The sequence below is a fragment of the Tamlana crocina genome (assembly GCF_012037625.1).
This window is the reverse complement of sequence record NZ_JAAVJS010000031.1, coordinates 1-22,923: the sequence shown is the minus strand read 5'-3', so window position 1 is coordinate 22,923 and position 22,923 is coordinate 1. Positions and strand designations below refer to the sequence as shown.

21 protein-coding genes are annotated in these 22,923 nt (G+C 33.1%); 3 read left to right on the top strand and 18 right to left on the bottom strand.

Annotated elements, in window-relative coordinates:
• Nucleotides 1-150: 150 nt before the first annotated feature.
• Nucleotides 151-366, top strand: a complete 216-nt coding sequence (locus HC176_RS15155; protein ID WP_167919766.1) for a toxin-antitoxin system YwqK family antitoxin — start codon at nucleotides 151-153, stop codon at nucleotides 364-366.
• Between the two features lie 228 nt (nucleotides 367-594).
• Here the strand turns inward: HC176_RS15155 and HC176_RS15150 are convergent, their stop codons facing one another.
• The 18 genes from HC176_RS15150 to HC176_RS15065 all read right to left on the bottom strand — a co-directional run bounded on the left by HC176_RS15150 (nucleotide 595) and on the right by HC176_RS15065 (nucleotide 20,452).
• Nucleotides 595-1,236: a DUF6266 family protein gene (locus tag HC176_RS15150; RefSeq protein WP_167919764.1), complete on the bottom strand. Its 642-nt coding sequence runs from the start codon at nucleotides 1,234-1,236 to the stop codon at nucleotides 595-597.
• Between the two features lie 88 nt (nucleotides 1,237-1,324).
• On the bottom strand, nucleotides 1,325-1,798 hold the full coding sequence (locus HC176_RS15145; RefSeq protein WP_167919762.1) for a DUF6943 family protein: 474 nt from the start codon (nucleotides 1,796-1,798) through the stop codon (nucleotides 1,325-1,327).
• A gap of 231 nt (nucleotides 1,799-2,029) precedes the next feature.
• Nucleotides 2,030-2,326 carry a helix-turn-helix domain-containing protein gene (locus tag HC176_RS15140; RefSeq protein ID WP_167919760.1) on the bottom strand — a complete coding sequence of 99 codons (297 nt, stop codon included), beginning with the start codon at nucleotides 2,324-2,326 and terminating at the stop codon, nucleotides 2,030-2,032.
• Between the two features lie 767 nt (nucleotides 2,327-3,093).
• Complete coding sequence (locus tag HC176_RS15135) at nucleotides 3,094-5,043, bottom strand: heavy metal translocating P-type ATPase (RefSeq protein ID WP_167919758.1); 1,950 nt, start codon at nucleotides 5,041-5,043, stop codon at nucleotides 3,094-3,096.
• 11 nt (nucleotides 5,044-5,054) lie between these two features.
• Nucleotides 5,055-5,261, bottom strand: a complete 207-nt coding sequence (locus HC176_RS15130; protein ID WP_081653185.1) for a GDCCVxC domain-containing (seleno)protein — start codon at nucleotides 5,259-5,261, stop codon at nucleotides 5,055-5,057.
• Entirely contained in the window at nucleotides 5,261-5,854 is a 594-nt protein-coding gene (gene merTP, locus HC176_RS15125) for a mercuric transport protein MerTP (protein ID WP_167919756.1), read from the bottom strand. Before merTP ends, HC176_RS15130 begins: the two co-directional genes overlap by 1 nt.
• 61 nt (nucleotides 5,855-5,915) lie before the next feature.
• Nucleotides 5,916-6,329, bottom strand: coding sequence for a Fur family transcriptional regulator (locus HC176_RS15120; protein ID WP_036122963.1), 414 nt, complete (start codon nucleotides 6,327-6,329; stop codon nucleotides 5,916-5,918).
• A 2-nt stretch (nucleotides 6,330-6,331) separates the two neighbouring features.
• A complete protein-coding gene (locus HC176_RS15115) occupies nucleotides 6,332-7,537 on the bottom strand; it encodes an efflux RND transporter periplasmic adaptor subunit (protein WP_167919754.1) in 1,206 nt (401 codons plus the stop codon).
• A 4-nt stretch (nucleotides 7,538-7,541) separates the two neighbouring features.
• Nucleotides 7,542-11,876: a CusA/CzcA family heavy metal efflux RND transporter gene (locus HC176_RS15110; RefSeq protein WP_167919752.1), complete on the bottom strand. Its 4,335-nt coding sequence runs from the start codon at nucleotides 11,874-11,876 to the stop codon at nucleotides 7,542-7,544.
• A gap of 117 nt (nucleotides 11,877-11,993) precedes the next feature.
• The gene (locus HC176_RS15105) at nucleotides 11,994-12,305 is read right to left on the bottom strand and encodes a DUF6660 family protein (protein WP_027879789.1); all 312 of its coding nucleotides are present in this window, start codon (nucleotides 12,303-12,305) and stop codon (nucleotides 11,994-11,996) included.
• A gap of 58 nt (nucleotides 12,306-12,363) precedes the next feature.
• A complete protein-coding gene (locus tag HC176_RS15100; RefSeq protein WP_167919748.1) occupies nucleotides 12,364-14,427 on the bottom strand; it encodes a Piwi domain-containing protein in 2,064 nt (687 codons plus the stop codon).
• A gap of 20 nt (nucleotides 14,428-14,447) precedes the next feature.
• Entirely contained in the window at nucleotides 14,448-14,741 is a 294-nt protein-coding gene (locus HC176_RS15095) for a helix-turn-helix domain-containing protein (protein WP_167919746.1), read from the bottom strand.
• 163 nt (nucleotides 14,742-14,904) lie between these two features.
• Nucleotides 14,905-16,644 (bottom strand): DUF3987 domain-containing protein, encoded by a 1,740-nt coding sequence (locus tag HC176_RS15090; protein ID WP_106676397.1) that lies wholly within the window; start codon nucleotides 16,642-16,644, stop codon nucleotides 14,905-14,907.
• Nucleotides 16,641-17,549 (bottom strand): BT4734/BF3469 family protein, encoded by a 909-nt coding sequence (locus HC176_RS15085; protein WP_167919744.1) that lies wholly within the window; start codon nucleotides 17,547-17,549, stop codon nucleotides 16,641-16,643. The genes HC176_RS15090 and HC176_RS15085 overlap by 4 nt, the downstream gene beginning before the upstream one ends.
• Nucleotides 17,536-17,832, bottom strand: coding sequence for a helix-turn-helix domain-containing protein (locus HC176_RS15080; RefSeq protein WP_072349425.1), 297 nt, complete (start codon nucleotides 17,830-17,832; stop codon nucleotides 17,536-17,538). The genes HC176_RS15085 and HC176_RS15080 overlap by 14 nt, the downstream gene beginning before the upstream one ends.
• Before the next feature lie 2 nt (nucleotides 17,833-17,834).
• Nucleotides 17,835-18,131, bottom strand: a complete 297-nt coding sequence (locus HC176_RS15075; protein ID WP_093026613.1) for a helix-turn-helix domain-containing protein — start codon at nucleotides 18,129-18,131, stop codon at nucleotides 17,835-17,837.
• Nucleotides 18,132-18,342: 211 nt separating this feature from the next.
• Nucleotides 18,343-19,347: a DUF6617 family protein gene (locus tag HC176_RS15070; RefSeq protein ID WP_167919742.1), complete on the bottom strand. Its 1,005-nt coding sequence runs from the start codon at nucleotides 19,345-19,347 to the stop codon at nucleotides 18,343-18,345.
• Nucleotides 19,340-20,452 carry a site-specific integrase gene (locus HC176_RS15065; protein WP_167919740.1) on the bottom strand — a complete coding sequence of 371 codons (1,113 nt, stop codon included), beginning with the start codon at nucleotides 20,450-20,452 and terminating at the stop codon, nucleotides 19,340-19,342. The genes HC176_RS15070 and HC176_RS15065 overlap by 8 nt, the downstream gene beginning before the upstream one ends.
• Nucleotides 20,453-20,746: 294 nt before the next feature.
• Here HC176_RS15065 and HC176_RS15060 point away from each other — a divergent pair, with 294 nt between their 5' ends.
• Both HC176_RS15060 and HC176_RS15055 read left to right on the top strand, forming a co-directional pair.
• On the top strand, nucleotides 20,747-21,541 hold the full coding sequence (locus HC176_RS15060) for a cation efflux transmembrane domain-containing protein (protein WP_167919739.1): 795 nt from the start codon (nucleotides 20,747-20,749) through the stop codon (nucleotides 21,539-21,541).
• A 231-nt stretch (nucleotides 21,542-21,772) separates the two neighbouring features.
• On the top strand, nucleotides 21,773-22,663 hold the full coding sequence (locus tag HC176_RS15055) for a hypothetical protein (protein WP_167919738.1): 891 nt from the start codon (nucleotides 21,773-21,775) through the stop codon (nucleotides 22,661-22,663).
• Nucleotides 22,664-22,923: the final 260 nt, after the last annotated feature.

The window sequence follows — 22,923 nt, the reverse complement described above, 5'->3', positions numbered from 1 at the left end:
ATCCCTGGGCAATAAATCACCCAGGGAATATAAACCTCGATTCGGGGAAGAATTCTTCCCCGAATCGAATGATATTAATGAAAATTTATTGAATTTAGCTGTGTCTTAAATTGGGTAAGGCTACACTACATTATCCCGAATAATAAGTTTATGAATTGCGAAAAAGTTTGTGACGGAATTGAAACTGATTATTATTCAAACGGAACAATTCGTCTGACAGGGGAATTTAAAAACGGACTTGTTATTGGAGAATTTAAAAGATATTATCAAAACGGGAATTTAAAAGAAGTCTCTGTTTATGACAAAGACGGACTTTTGATAAAAAAAACTCTGTTTTATGAAAATGGAGAAATAAAAAAAGAATAAAAACTGTGCCTAACACCGGCTATAGTTCATTGCTTCTGACTTTCCTCTCGGAAATTAAAAAACCCTTATTTATAAGGGTTTTCAGTTAAAAAGGCAACAATAAGGCAACAAATATTTGATTATAAGAACTAATCAAAGGAAAGAAATAATAGATAAAATTAGGAACTTATTAAACGATAAAAATAAAACCGTTCGTGTAGAACGGTTTTATTATTTAAACATCAACCGTTAATTAGCTGTTCCAGAGCCTAAATAAACGCTGTTTGACACTATACTACCATCTACTGTAGTAAATGCCATAAAAAGCTCAACAGTATCTCCTGCGTAGGTACTTGGAATTGTAATGATTTGTGATCCTACAGTTCTATCAGCACCATCAAGAATATACATTGATTCTTTTTTACTTGGATTGTAAACTAAAACCATTGCTTTATCGGTTGCATTTGCATTACCTTCAGCAGAGTTATCATCCCAAGTAAACTCAACTTGTCCAGCAGTTGCTAAATCTGTTGCAGGGTTTAATGCTCCTGATAAGTTACCTCTACTTAATAAAGCTAAAGAATAATCTACAGTAAAGTTTGGTGCAGCTCCTGTAATAGCATTATTCAATACATAAGACATTGCAGCATTAAACTCTGTTTTTTGCACCGCATAAGACTTATATCCCTTTTGGATAAAGCCTAAATTTGGTTGAAGATACTCCAAAGTAACAGTAAACTTGTTTCTTTGGTTAACTTGCCCCTCTGTACGTGGATTTGCCACGCTTGAAGGTTTGATTCTCAAGTAGTCAATACCCTTCCAAGAAGCACCGACTACGTTTCCTACTTTTCCTGATACACCGCCCAGGATTCCTTGTGAAATTACACCCATAACATATAAAATTTAAAATTACTACATATTCGAAGTTGGTACGGACTTGGTATAGCCTTTCACCAACACAAGTAATATATGGCAAATTCTATGCTAATAGATTGATTAGGTTTTTGTTGCCCTTTGTTGCCCGATTTTGCTTTTTAGAAAATAAACTTTGAATATATGACACCTTTAAATCTGCCATTTTTGAAATGACTTTTTGCAATTCTGCTTCTTTTCTGCTAATAGCTGACACAATACTAATATGCTTCTTCAACTCTTTAGATTCATTTAGTAATGAAGTGTAGCCATCTTTAAGCGTGTTTCTGCAATCATCTATTGAAATGAACGGAATAACACTACCTTTCAGATAATAAGCATAGAAACCGCCTATTTGTAGCATCATCGATAAATGATAAAGGGTGTGCTTTTCTTCTTCGGTTGGTACAGTTACCACAAAGCAATTAGGACACGGATTTATTAAAGGCTTTCCGCTGTTTTGCCCTTTGTTCAGGATAAAAAAATGAGGTTGCGAGTAGGTTCTTCCGATTTGGTGTGTTTTCAGTTCAAAAGTTGACATAGCTATCCAATTTAAAATTGCTTCGCTACGCTTCGCACCATTAATTTTTTAAAAGAAAAACAATAAAAAAAGAAAGCCGTATGTTCTTGTGGCGTGGATAAGGCTGTCAAGGTTTTTGGAAAAAATACTACCCTCTTTTTTAAATAATATTGGGGTGGAGATTTTTTTCAAAACCCGTAGGGCGTGACCTTTATAGCCTTGCGCGTTGGCTGTGGTAGCCACATATATTTGCTACCTTTTTTTATTTATTTTTTGTTGTTCTAAAACATCTAATATGTCTTGTTTTTTATAAAAAATTCTGTTGCCCATACGAATTGGATTTAAAATGCCGTGTTTATTCCAGGAATGTATTGTTACTAAACTTATCCTTAAATAATCGGCTACTTCTTGTCTTGTTAGGATTTCATCATTTTGTTTTTTAGATAATTCTTTAAGGTAGTTTTCAATTTTAAACATTAGTTTATCTGCTACCGCATCTGCTAATTCATCTACTGTAACTTCTGTGATTTGAACTGTTTTTGTAAACATCTTGGTTTGTATTTAGTTAATTGATTTCCACTTTTTGGGGCATAAACTCTTAAAAAAATAGGTTATTACCAATTTGAGCGTTGGATGAAGCGTTTGTATGGGTAGCGTTTTAAATAGTTGTTTGATAAAACAGCATTTAAACAAGCTACTTATACAGGACTTTTAGGCAATAGCTTTTTGTTTTTTTGAGGTACGAGAAAAAACAATATGCTATGGCGTATTACTACATTTTATGAACCTATTTTTTTATAACCGCTGACTTGGGTGGTGGGGAAAAGTGGTCTTTTATATTTGTTAACGAAATGAAACAAACAAAGACTTGAGGTAAGGAATACTTGGACTTAACGATGGTTTTGTGCAGCTTGAATGAGGTAACGAATATTCATCATTTTAAACTAAAATTTTAAATGGCTATTGTTTCAATTTAGTTAGGATTTTTATTGAAATTTCGGATGTGAGCGTGGGAAAAGCGGCTATTTTACATAATGGCGTTATAACTACAGCTTTGGTGATGTGGTGGGTGTAGCGGCTGCTATTATAACTACCCGTTATGTAAACATAGCTTGGGGTAGTTTTTGGTGTGAGGGATGGCAACAGCTCTTTGCTTTTTTATTGTACTACTTTTAAAATATAATAGCAAATAAAATAAGCAATGTGCTGTGTGAGGGTTGGCAACCAAAAACTACAAGTGCGGTGGATAGCGGAACAAAACAAAAGACAGAGGATTTTGAGGTACGAAAAAACTGGGTTTTGGGTTGTGGGGACAATTACCAACTCATTCGTTGTAATCTAACTGCATTTAAAATTGCTAATAATGCTACTCCTACATCTGCAAAAACTGCTTCCCACATTGTAGCTAAACCACCTGCTCCTAAAATTAAGACAATGACTTTAACACCAAAAGCTAAAATGATATTTTGCCAAACGATTTTTCGTGTGGAACGACTTATTTTAATGGCTCTAACAACTTTTGAAGGTTGGTCGGTTTGAATGATAACGTCTGCTGTTTCAATAGCTACATCACTACCCAAACCACCCATTGCAATTCCAACGTTACTTGCTGCTAAAACAGGTGCATCATTAATACCATCACCAATGAAGGCTACTTTATTTTGTGGATTTTTCTTTAATGCTTCAACTTCATTTAATTTATCCTCTGGCAATAAACCTCCCTTGGCATTTTCTATTTTTAAATCCTTTGCCACTTGTTGAGTTATGGAATCTTTATCTCCTGAAAGCATCATTATTTTTTTAATCCCTACCCTATGTAAACTTGATATGGTTTCTTTAGCATCCTCCTTTAATTCGTCCGCAATTACCACATAACCTGCAAAAACATTATCAATAGCTACCAAGACAATAGATTCCACGATAGATTCAGTTTCATTAGGCACTTCTATATTATTGGATACCATTAAAGCCTTATTTCCAACCAAAACTTCTTTACCTTTTACCATACCTTTTAACCCTTTTCCTGCAACTTCAGAAACCTTATTTGCTTCAAAATTGTTGGTTCCTTTCTGGTATTCCATAATAGCTTTAGCAATAGGATGTGTAGATTGCTCTTCCATTGCCATTAGATAGTTCATAAATTCTTCTTCATCCCAATCAAAGGTCTTAATGCTTTTGATTTTGAAAACTCCTTTGGTTACGGTTCCTGTTTTGTCCATTACCAAAGTATTTATCTTGGTCATTGCATCTAAAAATGAAGCACCTTTAAATAATATTCCATTTTTTGAAGCTGCTCCCAATCCACCAAAGTAACCTAACGGAATAGAAATTACCAACGCACAAGGACAGGATATTACCAAGAAAATCAATGCTCTGTACAGCCAATCCCTAAACACATAATCATCTACAAAAAAATACGGTAGAAAAGTTAAACCAATAGCAAGAAAAACCACAATTGGTGTGTATATCCTGGCAAATTTCCTAATAAACAGTTCGGTTTTGGACTTTCTTGCTGTGGCATTTTGTACCAAATCCAATATTCTCGCTATGGAACTGTCTTCAAATTTATTAGTAACTTCAACTTCAATCACACTTTCCATATTGATGCTTCCTGCATATACTTTTGACTTTTTATTTATGGTGTCAGGTTTACTTTCGCCTGTTAACGCTGCGGTATTTAATGATGCTTTTTCAGATAGCAGAATACCATCCAATGGGATTTTTTCACCCACACGTATTTGGATTTTTTCGCCTATTTCGACACTTTCAGGATTGACACTTTTATAATCACCATCTCGAAACACATTGGCTTCCTTTGGTCTTACATCCAATAAGGCCTTAATGTTTCCTTTAGCTCTATTGACTGCTGCATTTTGAAACAATTCGCCTACTGCATAAAATAACATAACCGCAACACCTTCGGGATATTCGCCAATGATAAACGCACCAATGGTGGCAATAGACATTAAAAAGAACTCGGTAAAAACATCGCCTTTTATAAGACTTTTCCATCCTTCTTTAATTACAGGAAATCCAACTGGAATATATGCTAAAGTGTACCAAACTACTCGAATCAATCCTTCAAATTGAGGAATCGCATCAAAATAATCTACAGCGATACCTACCATTAACATAACAAAACTTATAATAGCAGGAATGTATGTCTTGAATGCACTTCCATCTCCGTGGTCGTGACCATCATCGTGAGAATGTTGTTCTTCTGAATTTGGTTTTAAATCTCTTAAATTGACTTTCTTTTTTTTCATTTAGTTTTGTTTTAGCAACAACTTTTGTTTTGTTGAATTGGTGGACAAGGAACTGTACCATAAGAACAATACACACAACAATCACCTTCGTTTGGTTTTAGAACCGTTTTACAATGCTCACACTCGTAAAAGAATTGACAAGCGTTAGTTGGCATATCTTCCACTTTTTTATGACCGCAGTTAGGGCAAGTGATTTCCGATTTTAATATGGTTTGCATCAATTTTCTTTTTTATCAGTTACTTTATAACCTGTAGCATTAATTGCTTTCTCAATCTCCAATTCATTGGTTTTAGTTTCGTCAAACTCAATGATTGAGTTACCATTTTCGTATGATGTTTTTGAGTTTACAATTCCGTTAAGTTTATTTACTTCGTGGTTTACGTGAGCTTCACAACTGGCACAGGTCATACCACTTATTTTATACTCTGTTGTTTTTATATTTGATTTATCAACGACAACAATTTGTTTCTCTGAATTGGGATAAAACATACTTGAGTAGTATGGGAAAGCCAACAACACTATTGCGAATACTGTTACAACACCTAAAAAGGTTTTTGACTGCATAAATTTTGGTTTTTCATCCGTTTCACATTCACAGTCTATTTCTTTTTCTGGTTTTAGTTTTTGATACCAAGCAAATAGAAGAACTACTATTGTTAGCCCTATTAAGTAAGGTCTAAATGGTTCTATCCAAGAAAAAGTTGAAGCAAATCCACTTGTTCCCGCGATTAGAGCCAAAACTGGGGCTATACAACATAATGAAGCTGTAATTGCTGTAAGCAAACTTGTTATCGCTAATTTACTTTTCATAATTACTTAATTCTTTGATTACAAAAATGCAATTAAAAACAGTGCAATGGAAGTGCAATAATTAGACACTACACTTATCGCAAATACCTTTTACCACCAAATTTACATTCTCTGACACAAAACCATTTGGCACTTTTATTTGAGGTATTTTATGTTCTGTTAAGCAAATGGTTTCATTGCAATTATTACAATGAAAATGTAAATGCAAATCGTTTTTAATATCACAATTACATCCCTCTTCGCATAACGCATATTTTGTTATCCCTGTGCCATCGTCTATTTGATGGACTATTCCTTTATCTTCAAATGTTTTAATAGTTCTGTATAAGGTAGTTCTATCTGCTTTTTCAAAAGCATTTTCAATGTCACTTAATGTTACTGCTATTTCTTTTTCTGCAAGAAACTTATATATAAGCAAACGCATTGCTGTAATACGAATTTGTTTTGACTCTAATAATTGTTCTATTGTCTGCATAATTAATGTTCGTGTTCTGCTTCTCCTTTTTTCATTTCTGCGTTAAGGTAATAAGCATTGTTATAGGCAAATTGTGTGTTACTTTCTATATCTTCAATAAATTGAACCGATACCCAATCACCATCTTTAGTACCTAACACAACTTCGATAGGTTTAAAGCTCCAATCGTCATTTTCTTTTTCTACTGAAAACACATAATATCTTTCGCCTTCTTTTATAATTGCACTTTCTGGTAAAGCTTTTGTTTGGGTATTATCTACTTGAATTTTACCTTGAATATACATACCAGGAATTAAATTACCTTTTTTGTTTTCTATTTCTGCGTGAACGTGAACTGCTTTCGGGCTGTCTTCAAACGTTTTACTCACGGAATAGATTTCTGCGGTAAGTTCTGTATCTGGTATAGATTGTACCGTAAAGTTTACTCTTTGACCCTTCTGTACTTTATGGACATCTTTTTCAAAGACCATAAAATCTGCGTGAACGTGATGCGTATTTACAATTTCAAATAATTCGGTTTGTGGCTCTACATATTGACCTGTTTTTACTTCAACTTTTTGCACAAAGCCTTCTATTGGACTTCGCAATGCTATGCGCTGTGCAATTGTTCCATTGCGAACTGATGTAGTGTTAACGTTGAGTATTCTTAATTGCGCTTCTAAACCATTAACCATTGCTTTTGATGCTTGATATTCTGCTTCTGCTTTCTGGAAATTAGCACCAGAACCAACACCAGCATCGTATAATTTTTGTTGACGTTCATAATTTTTCTTTGCAAGCTCGCTATTGCTATAAGCGTTTAAATAATCCGTTTGCGCTTGTATGATATTTGGGTGCGATAGATAAGCCACAACTTGACCTTTATTAACCTTATCACCTTCAATCACTTCAATTGAAACGACATTTGCACCAACAACAGTAGTAATAGCTGCTTCGTTTTGTGGTAGTACTTCTAACGTTCCGTTTGCCTCTACATAGCCGCTCATATTACGTAATGCCAACGTATCTATTTTCATTTTTAAAGCATCGAATTGCTGTTGTGATAGCATTACTTCTTCGCTTTCATTATGTTCTTCGTCAACTTCTGTTTTTTCTTCCTCATCGTGGGAATGACCATCATTCTCGTTATGATTTTCTTTATTTCCGCAAGCTGAAACAAAAATGGTTAACACCATTACGGTAAGAATTTTATATATTTTATTTTTCATTGTCTTATTGATTAAAATATTGTAATTGAAATGTGCTTTCTAAATAGTTTACTAATGCAGTCTGTGCTTCAAGTTCCGATTGAATGGCTTCTTTTATCAACTGCGTAAATGCAGTATAATCTATTTCGCCTTCTCTGTACGCCAGTAATGCACCTGTTTTTTGCTCTTTTGTTAATGGTAAAACTTGGTCTTTGTAAAACTCCCAAGATGTTTTCCATTTTATATAGTTTTCTTTAGCCTGAACAAACCTTGATTGTACTTCCTGTTTTTTGAACGCTACATTGGTTTCTGCTATTTCTTTATCAATTTTGGAACTTCTAATTTGTGCTTTGTTAGTACCTGATAAAAACGGAATGGAAATACCTGCTTGATACGTGTAAAACCCTGAATTGCCATTTACTTTCTGTATACCACCTTGAAGATTGAACTTTGGCAAATTATCTGCTTTTGCAGCTTTATATTTAGCTTCCGCTTCATCTACAATGTTCTGCGACATACTGTACAACGGATGGTTTTCAATACTAATCGTTTCCATATCACTATCTATCGCTACCTCAAATTCATCTGAAACTGTAAAAATTTCTTCTGATACCAACCACAAATTGAATTGCTGTAAGGCAATAAGGTAATCACTATAGGCTTGCGCTTTTTTATTTTTAATTTGAAACGCTTGATTTTTTGCTGCCGAATATTCTAATTTAGAAATGGCTTCGACTTCATAATTTAAAGCTACTGCTTGTTCAAATTTGGAATAAATGGAATCCAGTTCTTTATACAAGTTATAGTTCCGTTTCATTTGATAGCATTTTGACCACGCTTTTTTTACTTCCAATTCCAGTTCTAATTCGGAAAGTTGAAAGGCTTTTTGTGCCAATTGAATGCGTTGTTCTTGCAGCTTCTTTTTTGTACCAATTCCAAATAAATCAATGTTGGATTGACCAACACCTATGGTTGTATAGATGCCATTACCACTATTAATTTCTTCACCACCTGTAAAAATTTGAGTCGTTCCGAAATCATAGGCAGTCGCTTTTAATTGCTCTTGTTTTGTAATTTCCAACTGCTTTTGTTTGAGCAATGGATAATTACTTTTTGCGAGTTTAACAGCTTCCTGTAATGAAATTTCGGGAATTGTATCATTCAACTCTTGAGCGTTACTTTGTGGTGAAAAGCCAAACAGTAATAATACAACTGCTGTTGCTGTTACTAACTTTTTATTTGGCTTAAACGTAAAAGATTTATTTTCTACCCAATGGTATAAAATAGGTAACACAAATAGTGTTAGCAAAGTTGAAGTTAATAATCCACCAATAACTACAGTTGCCAATGGACGTTGTACTTCTGCACCTGCTGATGATGAAATCGCCATTGGTAGAAAGCCTAACACATCTGTAAAAGCAGTTAGCATAATAGGTCTGATTCTTCGTTTAGTGCCTTCAACAATTCTGTCTTTTAGGTTGGTTACTCCTTCGTCTTTTAATTCGTTAAGTCCACTTATCATTACCAATCCATTTAAAACTGCAACGCCAAACAACACAATAAAACCAACACCTGCTGAAATACTAAATGGCATATCACGCAACCATAAGGCTACAACACCACCAATGGTTGCCATTGGAATGGCTATGTAAATCATTAAGGTTTGTGGTAAAGATTTTAATGCAAAGTATATTAGAATAAATATGAGTAACAATGCAATAGGCACAACGGTTTGTAATCGGTTGCTGGCACGTTCCAGATTTTCAAATGCACCACCATAGCGAATAAAATAACCCGATGGTAGTTCCAATTGTGCATCTAATTTTGATTTTATTTCAGTTACTAAAGATTTTACATCTCGACCTCTGACATTGATACCTACATAGGTTCTTCTGTTGGTATTGTCTCTACTTATTTGCATTGGTCCTGCTTTGTAGCTTACATCTGCAATTTCACGTAAAGGAATTTGAGCACCTGAAGGTAAATTGATGTACAGGTTTTGAACATCTGTTATATCCTTTCGGTTTTGAGAACTTAAACGCACCACTAAATCGAAGCGTTTTTCACCTTCAAAAATCACACCTGCTGTACCACCTGCAAATGCAGATTGTACGGTTTGATTGAGCGTATTTATTTGAAGTCCGTATTGTGCTAATTTATTCCGGTTGTAATTGATGGTCATTTGTGGTAAACCCGTTGTGGCTTCCGCTTTCATATCTCCAATACCTTCAGTACCTGCAATAATTTTAGATATTTCTTCAGCTTTTTGGGATAGTATGTCAATGTCTTCACCATAGAGTTTAATGGCAATATCTTCACGCACACCTTCAAGCAACTCATTAAAACGCATTTCGATAGGTTGAGTAAATTCATAATTAACACCAGGAACGATTTCAACCGCTTCTTTCATTTTCTCAATCAATTCATCTTTTGTCTCTGCTGTTGTCCATTCGCTTTTAGGTTTCAGAATAACAAAAACATCAGCTAAATCCATTGGCATTGGGTCGGTTGGTATTTCAGCAACACCAATACGACTCACAATTTTTTCGACTTCTGGAAATTTGGCTTTTACTATTTGTTCTATTTTAGTGGTAGTTTCAATGGTTTCAGTAAGGGAACTACCTGGTTTTAAAATAGCGTGAAATGCAATATCACCTTCATCGAGTTGCGGGATAAATTCACCACCCATTCTTGAAAACATAAAAACGGTTATCCCAAACAACACAACTGCAATACCAATTACCCATTTACCTTTTCGCAAGGCTCTAACCAATAAAGGTTGATATTTGTCTTCAACCCAATGTACAAATCTATCTCCATAAGATTTTTTATCATTTTTTGGTGCTCTTAACACTAAAGCAGACATCATTGGCACATAGGTTAAACACAGTACCATTGCACCAATCATAGCAAAAATAAAGGTCAATGCCATTGGTTTAAACATCTTTCCTTCAATACCTTGTAAGGCTAAAATGGGTAGAAAAACGATAAGGATAATCAACTGACCGAAAAACGCAGCGTTCATCATCTTTTTTGAAGCATTAGACGCCACTTTATCTCGCTCTTTGGATGTAAGCTGTTTCTTTTTTAGTACTTGTGATGCAATGAGAAATACTGTACTTTCTACAATAATTACAGCGCCATCAACTATAATACCGAAATCTATTGCTCCCAAACTCATTAAGTTTACCCAAACATCGAACACGTTCATTAAAATAAAAGCGAATAATAAGGATAATGGTATTGTTGAAGCAACGATTAAACCACCTCGCCAATTACCCAATAAGAAGATAAGCACAAAAATAACTATCAATGCACCTTCAATAAGATTTGTGGTTACAGTAGAAGTTGTTTCGCCAATTAATTTACTTCGGTCTAATAATGGTTCAATAATTACGCCTTCTGGTAATGACTTTTCAATTTGAGCCATTCGCTCTTTTACATTGGCAATAACATCATTGGAATTTGCACCTTTTAGCATCATCACCAATCCACCTACAACTTCACCTTCACCATCTTGGGTTAATGCACCGTAACGTATGGCAGAACCGAATTGCACAGTTGCAATATCATTAATAGTTACAGGAATATTATTAACGGTTTTTACCGTAATTTTTTTAATGTCTTCTAAACTCCGTACCAAGCCTTCTCCACGAATAAAATTAGCCTGATGGTTCTTTTCAATATATGCACCACCTGTATTTTGATTATTGGCTTCAAGTGCATTAAAGACATCTGTAATGGTCAATCCAATTGCGTTTAAATCGTTTGGGTCAACCGCGACTTCGTATTGTTTAATTTTACCGCCTATAGCGTTAACCTCAACCACACCTTCTACCATTGCCATTTGACGTTGTACAATCCAATCCTGCATTGAGCGTAAATCTGCAATGTCGTATTTGTCTTTATACTCTGGTGCTACTTTTAAGGTGTATTGATAAATTTCCCCTAATCCTGTGGAAATAGGTCCCATAGTAGGTTCTCCAAAACCAGCTGGAATTTGTTCTTTGACTTCGTTTAGTTTTTCGGCTACTAATTGACGAGGTAGATATGTTCCCATATCATCGTCGAATACGATGGTAACAACCGATAAGCCAAAACGAGAGATTGACCTAATTTCCTTTACATCAGGCAGGTTGCTCATTGCAACTTCCACAGGGTAGGTTACAAATTGTTCAATATCTTCTGTACCTAAATTAGGTGCTTGTGTAATAACCTGTACTTGGTTATTGGTAATGTCTGGAACAGCATCGATTGGCACTTTGGTCATACTCCAAATACCTGCTCCAATTATGGTAAGCGTAAGCAAACCAATAATGAATTTGTTATTGATTGAAAAATCAATGATTTTATTAATCATAGTAAAATTTTAATTCAGTTAAACATATCATTTTGCGCTTCGCGCAAAATAAAAGCGAAGCAATGCTTTTGTTAAAAAGCATTGCGTAAGGATATAGCTATCCTTTAAAAAACTGAATTATGCCTGTGGTGGCTGTAAAATGGAAGTGGTAAAATCTTTTTTTATACCGTTTAAGTAGAGAAAATCTTGAGAAGAAATGTATTTAAACTCAAATTTTATTTCTGCGAATTTGAAATAAGTTGCGTTTATATGGCAACATTGGCAAATACAAAATGGGGAACATAAATCTGCATCTTGATGTTGGTGGTTATCACCTAAATCTTGAGAAATTTTTTTTTTAACTTCATTGTCAAAAGTACCTGTATCTTCACAAGGCACTAAATTTAGTGTGAAGATATAGATTGACAATATGAATGCTAAAAATTTCATTAAGGCAAATATAAGAATTTTTTAATGCAATGGTTGTGCAAAGAAAAAAGGCTTCGGATTATAAAAACCATAAGGTTTCTTGACCAAAAGGTGGTATTTCCTTGCTTTCAAAACGAGGTGCTATTTCTGCAACCATTTCAGGATATTTAATTGTTATTGGTACGTTTTGTTGACGTAAGGATTTCCAATATAGCCTACTAAATTGATACACTTGCTCTATTAGCTTTCTAATCATTTTACTATCATTTAAAGCCTCTGGTGTAGGACTTGATATTTTAAGTTTTATTGGAAATGAGTAACTTGAATGACTTGGGTATTGAACTGTTGTCTTATACCTTAAATTATTAAATAAAAGATATTTGTGTTCATCTTTCCTGCCTATATTTATAAAAGTACCACTCATAGGTATTAGCTCACCATTCCAATTTTGGTCGAAAGCAATTATATCTTGAGATTTTGTTTTATTGATATTTAAAACAAATAAAGGACAAGGCAATTTAAGTTTATCCATCATTTCTAAAACAGGTCGTATTTCCTCATCCTTCATATCCTTATAAAAGTGAATAACTATTTTTTCAGGTGTTTTGTTCGTTGGAACATATTGCCATATAGCTTCACTAATTGCTCCTGCTAATCCCTTTGTATCTGATTTACTGAAATAATGAAATTCATTAAACCTTCCATTATTTTTAAAACTGAATGCACTTGCTACATATCGTATGTTTTCTTCGGTATTTTTAAATGCACCCACACCTATAACTAATTCATTTTTAGGTTTGACATTTAATTGCCAAGGTGTACCATCTAATTTTGCTAATAAGGCTAATGAAATGTTTGTTAAATCGTATATGAACTTATTTTGATTTCTTCTAAATCTATCAAACTCTATTACTTGAGATATAATTCTTTTATATAAAAGCTGCTCTTTAACCTTGTAATACACTAACTTTTTTTCAAGATTGGGTTCGTGCTTGTTAAAAGGACTTAAATAAATAGCAACATAATTAATATTAGGGTCTGATTTAAAATCTTTTATACCCTTTGCTATTTGAGGTAATGGATTTTCTAAATCATCAAATACTATATTGACATCATTATCGAAATGTGCTAAAACACCAGCATAAATATTTAAACCTTTATACCAACTTGTACCATCTTCCAATAACTTTTGCAATGCTTCTACTTCTTTAGTATAACTTGTATGATGTATAAAGAAGAAATGCACATTATCTAACTGACAAGGATTTAAAGGCTTTAAATTCTTAAAATCAATTTTGGGATTTCTACCAACACCATTTTGGAACACTAAATCATTGCTTTCATCAGCAACTTCACCAATTCGATTTATTTCTACAGGTAAGTAATCGTCATTATTAACAGGGATAACTTTCTTAAATTCCTCACTTAAAATGAAATGCTGAATAAACTTATCGATTTTGTGTTTATAACTTATATATTTATTGGAATCATCTTTTGGTTCTGGTTGAATATTAAAAGCTGTTCGTAAATCGTTATTCAAAATGGCAAAAGCCTTTGTGTTATCATCAATAAATTCCTTTTCCTTATGATATTTTAATAACCTCATTTTATATACAACTTTATTAAGATTTGTTGTTGAGATATGTTTTATAATTTCAGAAATAGGTTTTTTAAACACTTTAGCCATACCATCATAAGAAATAACTAACTCACCATATTCACTAACTTCTTTAATTTGTACTTTGACAGTAAACTTATAATACTGTGCAAAACTTTTATTTTGATATGATCTATTACCTATCCAAATTTGATTATCATTCACAAAGTTTTGACCAACAAGTTTTTTTATGCTTTTAAAGAATTTTTTGATTCGCCAATTATAGTAATGCTTTATTAAGTCGGTTGGTTGTTGTTTTAGATTGAGTTTTAAAGGCAAATAGCCTTCCTTTTCATAAATAAATGATGTGTAGATAAAATCAGGATTTTCTTCTTTTATACCAGGAAACAAATCTTCTATATTGGTTGGAAACTTTGTTTTATAGAGCTTTTGAGCATTACCAATTTTCTCTTTACTTAAATAAAAAGTTATTGGTTTGTCTGGTAAATCAAACGTTATGATATTGAAATAAAGTTCCTGACTCATAATACTTGGGTTTATTAATTCTACTTCTTGCTCAATCTATTAATTTTTTGTTCTACAATTTTGAGGATTTCCGTAATGTTCTTTTCATCTTTTAACATAAAGACAATTTTATCTGCTAACCAATATTGAAGTAATTCGCTTTTGTTTTGTTTTAATACTTTGGCTAATGCTTCAGCTTGTTCTTTACGAGCCATACGAGTACCACGTTCAATTTTACTTAAAAGTGCCGTATCAATATTCATTTGAGAAGCAACTTCTCTTAATAGTAATTGTTGTTCCTCTCGTATTTCTCTGATGTATTCGCCAAATGTCATTTTGGGGATATTTTGACTTGTCAATATTTGTCTAATGTAAGAAAAAGAAAATAAGAACTAACAAAAAGATATTAACAATTATAAACAGGAAATGAGGAAGTTAAGGATTTGAGGATATAAAGTATTTTTATAAATCCTCGTTTCCTTAAAATCCTCAAAATCCTTATTGTGCTTTTGTGGGATTTGTATAATTGTTATGTGCCTCCCTATGTATTAGACCAGCATCAACAAATTTAGTAATATAGCCTTCTGCTGTTTTATGAGGAATCTTGTTTTTGTCGGCTATATTTAGGTAATCTTGTCTTGAAAATTGATAAGGTAGTGCTTCTAAAAAACGTTCTTTACGATTGGCTCTTTTTACTTCTTTTTGTTCGATAGGTAAATCGTTAAACACCTTACTACTGTGCTTTACTAATACGCTTATCATTTCCAATGTATTTTCAAAATCTATATCCTCACAATATCTTACTTGGTTTACATCACCATCTTCCATAATGCGAAATACAGAAAACAACATTATAATTCTAAATGCTATTAACCCCAAACGTCTAACAGTTGCTATATAGTCATCGGGTTGAAGATTGAGGTATTTGGTTTGAAGCTTCTCAAAAAACACATTAAACTTTTGTTGTTGCTCGGTTGTTAGCCTTACTTCAATATCAGGATTGTTTTTTAGGGTTTTGTATAACCCAAAAAATTCTTTTCCTAATTGGTCGTAATATTCATCTAAACCATTGGTTGTATCAGTTTGAAAAACGTTCTTCCAAGTAGGTTTGATATTCATATAATAAAACATAAAACGACTAAACAAGCCATTTTCAGCACTTGGAACCAATGCCTGAATCTGCTTTGGTGTACCAGACAACACCGTTGACAAACAAGGTCTTTCAATATCTACATACTCTCTGTCCGTTCTACGATAGTAACTAATGGTTTCGTGGTGGAATGCTTTACGAAAACCATCGGAATAATTACCGTAATCACTTTTAAAAGCTTGTGCTAAAGTATCTCCTTCGGTTTCAAAAATTAACCCTCTACCTTCATTATCCGATATTAATTGATAAACACCTGTTACACTATTGTTAGCCGGAATAAACAGCATTCTTTCAGGTGGTTTACTCGGTTTTTCCATAGTTTCACTTTTGCCCTTATTCATATTATAAGTAGCCATTTCAACTTGATGCTGTTGTTTTAGGGTTTTGGATTGTTCGCGCTTTTCTTTGTGAACAGGATTTACCAAATTTTTAATTTGGTTTAATCTCCCTTTTCCTGCTGAAGCAGGTGCAGTAACAAATAAATACAAGTTGCTAAACACTTTCCGTTGGTCGTACACACCAAATAATTTTGGAAAACAGGCACTAAATGCAGTTAATGCACCCAACAACAAAATATCACGTTCTTCATTACTGCTTGATGGTTTTACTACTTGTTGCAAAAATGTTGGGATGTTGTTGTAAACTGTTGTTGGTATTGTTGGCAATGGTTGTTTTTCTTCCTCTGGATGTTGCGATACTTCAACAACTTGTTGTTGCTGTTTTGGTTTAATACCAACTTGATGCAAATGGTGGTATAAGGTTGCTATGCTTATACCGTGTCCTTTTGCTTGTAAGCATTTATTATACTGTTCGTCGCATTCTTTATGGTCGTAACCTGAATAATTTCTGCTAATTCTATGGTAGTAATCACGTCCAGCTTCACCGTATTCCTCTGAAATAGCAAAACCAATATCACGCCACTTTTCATAAGTATCAGTAATATCGATACCTGATTGTTCTAAAGCGTTGATATATGTTTCAATATCATTTGCAACAACCGTTGTCGGTTTGTTGTTGATTGGTTTTTTAGGTACTTCTTTTTGCTCTGGAACAGCTAACCAATCTTTCGGGTTGAATATTTTTGTCATAGCTTTTGATGTCTTTTATGTAGGTATGCCAATGGATCGTGGGATAAAAAACACGCTCTGGAAATGTCTTTACCCGATTGGTCAACCTCTATGTTATATGTATGTTTTATGTAATTGGCCACCGCAATAAAATATTCGTTGTGTGACACTTTCGATAAATCGATTCTAATTATCCATTTTAAGCCTTCTCCTGAAGGTGATGTAAACAACATTTCGGTTTCGAAATATTCATCGTTTAATAATTGTTGTTTTAGTTCTTCAAGATTTTCTAAATGGTCAAAATCGATTGTCAATAATGATGAATGCTCAATTAAGCTATCATCATTTCGTTTAGAAAACACACCTGAAAATGTTACATAATCAAAATGATTTGCTTTAAATTTCCGTGCTTCTTTAGGGTTTTTAATCGCTCTAAATTGCTCTGTGATACTTTTATACTTATCGCTTGTAATACGCTCAAATATTTGGTGTAATCTTACTTTTTCAGTTGGAAAAACATTTCTAATTGGTGCTTTGTAAAAACTGCTGTAAGCATACCAAGTATCATCAGGTGCATCTAACCAGGATAATTCATCTTCTTTTTTAACTTCAAAATTTAGATGCAGTACCTCATTGATTTTTAGTAACAATTCTTCTTCATTAATGATTTTAAAATGATAGGATGCAAAATCGAATACATCACCTTTAAAATCGGTTAATTCTATGTCGTAATGCATTGCCTTATTTTCAACAACATTAATTTGTAATGTTGATTTACCACCATTAAAAGGATTTCGGGTTATCCCGCAGTCCCTTCCTTTTAAGGAAAGGACTGTTGATTTAGGATAATACTGCCTTAATACATAAGCATAAATATTTAACCCGTAATGCGTTTTCTTTAAGATGCTTTCTTTACTTATTTCCATCGCATTTAAAATTTGGGTTATAATAATTGCTTTGTAATAGTTCCTCTATATCAGATACTTTGTAATAAAATTTACCTTGTATCTTGCTATATGGAATCGTACCATTTGAACGGAATGTTTGCAATGTCCGTTGGCTAATATGTAGCGTTTGCATTACGTCCTGATTGTCAATCCACGTATCTTTTAAGCGTTCTGCTCTCGTAGCTCTTATTAATTCGATACGTGCCTTTAAGTCCTTAATCTCTTGTGAGAGTGCCAAGAGTAAATCGATGATTTCAGTCATAACTAAATCCTTCCTTTTTTGATTAAGTAATTAGCTGCCTGTTGCTCGATTTCGTCTTGGGAATCCATACGGTTACGCAATAACCATTGGTCTAATTCCTGACGTTGGAAATAGATTTTTTTACCATTCGGTTTATAGTGTGGAATGGCTCCCGTACTTGTAAGTTTATACAAGTGCGATTGTGATAGTTCTAAATACTGACAAGTTTCATTGAAATTCAATACTTGCTTTTGCAACGTTTGTTGTTCTACTAACAACTTTTCGATGCGTTCTAAACGTTCAATTATTTTAACGTCCATCTTATTATAAATTTTAATTAAAAAATGGACTTCTGCGCAAAAGTCATCCTTGATTGTCAAGGACATAACAAATATTGAAAAAGGTGTTTGGTATAACAGAAAAGAGAAAAAATGGTATTATTAAACCATTGTAAAACAATGATTTACACCGTTTTTGGTATTATCTATTTGGTATTAAGTAGAGAAAATACCACTTTTAAAAAGTGAAGTTTTATTTGATTTGGTCAAGCCAAAAATTGGCTTCAACTAATTTTTGATAGGCTCTTTTTTCAGTACCTAAAAATCTACGGTATTCTTTACCTGCATTACTACTTGGTCCATACCGATAAGCAAAGAATTTATAAATGTGTTTAGGCTCTATTTTTTTAGATGGTTTACTGTCAAAAAATATTCTTTCATTAAAATATTTAGTTTCTGTTAACTTAACCATAAAAGCTGCAAGTAATATTTTATTACCTCTATTCTTTATGAAGTTATATTCATCATCTATAATGCCTTTTTCATTTAATAGCTCCTCTAATTTTGCAAATTCTCTTTGTTTAATCTTATTAATAAGTTCGTTATAGGATAAGACATCATTGTTTTCCTCTCTAAAATCACCTTGTATAGCGTTGAAAATTGAACTTTGTTTTACTTGTTTCCTGACCGTTTTTATTTCTGCACCGGAATAGGATTTTACAATTAACTCTTGAGGTGGTTCTTCATTAAAAAATACTTCGTGCAGTTCTTCTATTGTATAAATTTCAGCATCACTTAATTCTGAAAATCGTTCTTGAAGTTCCATAAAAAGCATCATCGCATTAGCCTTTAAAAATGAAATAATATAAGCTTCATCTGATTTATCGTTTTGAATTGGCTTTAAGTATAAGGTTTCGTCAAGATCGTTATCAGAAACATAGTTACTAATTTGGTTTAGGTAATTTTTGATACGGTTATATTCTTTATCATACAAGAAAGATAAATGACCTGGTGTAGTATTGATTTCAAGTGCATCATTGATTTGATTAAAATTTTTGATGTACTCGGTTTCAATTAACTTTAAATAGTATTTACGCCTGTTAGAATACGCCTTTTTGAAGTCAATTTCATATTTAGGCGTTGTATTGAGGTATTGCTTTTTAAAGCCTTTTAAAAGCTCTTTAAATTGGTTTTCGGTTCTTTTATCATCAGTAACCTTTTCCACATACAGTAAGTCGATAAATAGGTCTTTAGCCATTTGGGTTAAGGTTTATTCTGTACGCTGCTTGTTTCTTTTTGTCGTCAATTACTTTAGCGTAAATTTGAGTTGTTTTTAAGTTCTTATGACCTAACATTTTTGATACTGTATAAATATCAGTACCTAAAGTTAGCTGCAATGTAGCAAATGAATGTCGCGCACAATGAAACGTGATATTCTTCTTAATTTCTGCATTTCCAACCCAATCTTTTAATAGGTCATAGTTTCTCTGAACGTTATTAATATTCTCGAAAACTTTTTGAGTTGGTTCGCCTTTTTCTCCTAACAATTCAAATGCTTGCTCGGAAATTGGTAAGGTTTCAGCTCCTTTAGTTTTCTTTTGCTTAAATCTAATAAAATTCCCGTAACTTTCTGAATATTGGATTTCTGACCATTGTAGCTTTGTAATATCAGACCAACGCAATCCTGTAAGACAAGAGAAAAGAAACGCATTTTTTAATTGTGGATGTTTACTATCTGTGTTAAAAAGCTTTCTAACTTCTTCTAAAGTTAAAAATTCCATATGTGTATCTTCTTCTTTGAAGTTTTCAACATAAATTGCAGGATTGTATTGTATTACCTTTTCTTTAACCGCTTGACGTAATACTGCCAATAACTTTTTAAAATATGCAGATTTAGTATTTTGGCTTAATTCTCGTTTACTTCTAGAAAGTGCCTTTTTATCTAAATACTCTTTAAAACCTTCAACCCATTCTTCATCAATTCTTTCAAAAGAAATACCACTAGGATAATAAGCTTTTAAATGCTTTAAAGTACTATTCCATACTGCTAAATTTCCCTTGCTTTCTGAACGTCTTTCAATCCATTGTTCTAAATACACAAAAAAATTTCCTTGTTTCTTTTCCTTATTCTCAAAGCCATAAATATTATTTTGAATTTCTAGATGCCTTTTAGCTCTGATGCTTTCAGCAAGTTGTAAGATTTTCTTGTTTTCTAATTTCTGGGCTTTAGTTAAGGACCCTTTGTCGGGTTCTGGTATTAAATATAATTTCAAGTACTCGTACTTACGATTTCCGTTTTCGTAATAATCAAGATATAAACTTATTCGTTTCCCTTTTCTACGTTGGCGTAAAGTAACTTTCATTTTCCTTATATTTACTATGTTAAACTATGCATTTTAAGAGTGTTGTATGGGCAACAATACGGCAACAAATATAAGCAAAAAAGAGTAGTTTGGCAACAAAAAAGAACGTGAAATATTATATAAACTAATGATTAATAAGCAGATAACAAACAAAGGAAAGATAATGAATTTCCTCGCGGAAAGTCCTCGCAAATTTACTATCTTCGGTTTACGGCGGAAAATCCTCGCGGATTTTCACGCAACGAAACCATAGCCCAAAACGTTGTAAGTAATGCCGAAAAACCCAGAAACCAAGTGAATAAAACAATATTTGAAATTACCAAAATGGATTGTCCTTCAGAGGAAAATCTTATCCGAATGAAATTGGACGGAATTTCAAGCATTGCGAATTTGGACTTTGATATTCCGAATCGAAAATTGACCGTTTTTCACAGCGGAGAAATTGACCAAATCGAAAAGTCCGTTATCGAATTGAATTTAGGTGGAAAAAAAATCTCAACGGAACAAACCGACCAAACGGAATTTAAAGAAAACGAAAATCAGAAAAAACTACTTTGGTCTGTACTTGCCATAAATTTTGCTTTTTTCATTATTGAAATGACAACAGGAATTATCTCAAAATCTATGGGACTTGTTGCCGATAGTTTAGATATGCTTGCGGACAGTTTTGTGTACGGAATTAGTTTGTTTGCGGTTGGCGGAACAGTAATAAAGAAAAAACGGATTGCCAAACTTGCTGGATATTTTCAAATAATACTTGCGATTATTGGATTTGTAGAAGTCTTGAGAAGATTTTTCGGAAACGAGAAACTTCCCGATTTTTCAACAATGATTATAGTTTCGATTTTTGCACTTATTGCAAACGGAATTTGTCTTTATATTTTGCAAAAGTCAAAGAGCAAAGAAGAAGCACATATGAAAGCGAGTATGATTTTCACTTCGAATGACGTGATTATCAATTTGGGAGTAATTATTGCAGGAATTTTAGTGCATTATTTGAGTTCTAATAAACCTGATTTGATTATTGGAACAATTGTTTTTGCATTGGTAATTCAAGGAGCATTTCGGATTTTGAAATTAAGTAAGTGAACTAAAAAAGCACTACTTACAACAAAGTATATAGCTCATAGCTTGGTAGTTGCTTAATCGCAGTTAAGGCATATTTGGAAAGTCGCCAAATTTTTAAATTTGACGATTTCCAAGTAAAAGATAAATAGTAAAATTTAAAAATCTGGCTTGTGGCTAAACCGAAAATTAATCGCTAATTTGCACGCTACGAGCCATATACAAAACCGTTGTACACAATACTGACCAACCAAGATGGCATACATTACACTTGCAAATACTAACAAAATCATTTTCGATAGTGACCTGAAAGGACTTGATTTAGAAGGCCAAGTGTATAAAATGCAAATTTATTTTTTGAGCAGATATGAAGAAAGTGCTCTTTTAGCTATCCAAGAATTACTTAAAGACCCTGAAAAATATTTTACAACAATCTATAAGCCATACAAACCGAAAGACACTTTTTCATTTGTTTACGAAGGTAAAAAACCTGGTTACCACAAATATTCTTGCTGTCCAATGCTTAATGCTGATTATCAAAACTTTCCAATTCCAGAAGAAATAAAACAAAAAGGACTGTCGGCAGTAGTTGAATTTCGAGAATGGTTTAAAACTGTTGAACATCTTCTGGAAAAACCAGATGTATTCGTTATGCGATTAAAAGCTAAATATGGAATAGAAACAAACCCTCAAGCAATTAATAAAGATAATTCTGGGAATACAGCAATAAAAAATGAAACAATAGAAGAAATTGAGACAAGAATTGACGGACTAATTAAAGATGCTGGTAGATTTTATTATGCAAACGAGAAAAACAAGAAAATTTTAAGCCGATTTTCAAAATGGACTTTTTTGGCTTACAAAACAGAGCCAATAGACGGAAATGAAACTGGATTTTCTGACGAAGAAGTAAGAGAGCTTTTAAAAGAATATGACGAAACATACAAAAGACCTTTAAAATCAAATCTAATTGAATACTATAGACTGAAATTCAATCCTGAAATTGAAATGGAAGGATACTTTTTGGAAAAGTTAGGATTTAAAGGCTGTGGTCATTGTTATCGAAATGATTACGAACCGAAAGAAATTCCATCCGAAAACGATAATGAAAATGCAAAAGGACTATCAGATGACCTGCCATTTTAAAAAAGTACTGTGTACAACAATGTATAACCGCAATTACGGCGGATTCGACTACGTCCGAATCCACTCGGAATTGCTAGCGTCAGTGCTTAATCGAAAAACAATAACTTAAAACCCGTAACTGACGGTTATACGAACCGTTACAAATAATTTAACAACAATACCATGAATAATAAATTTCAGATATTATACTTTGCACTAATCATTTTGACCTTCTCTTGTTCTGAAAACGATAATGAGGAAACTTCGGAACCACAGAATAA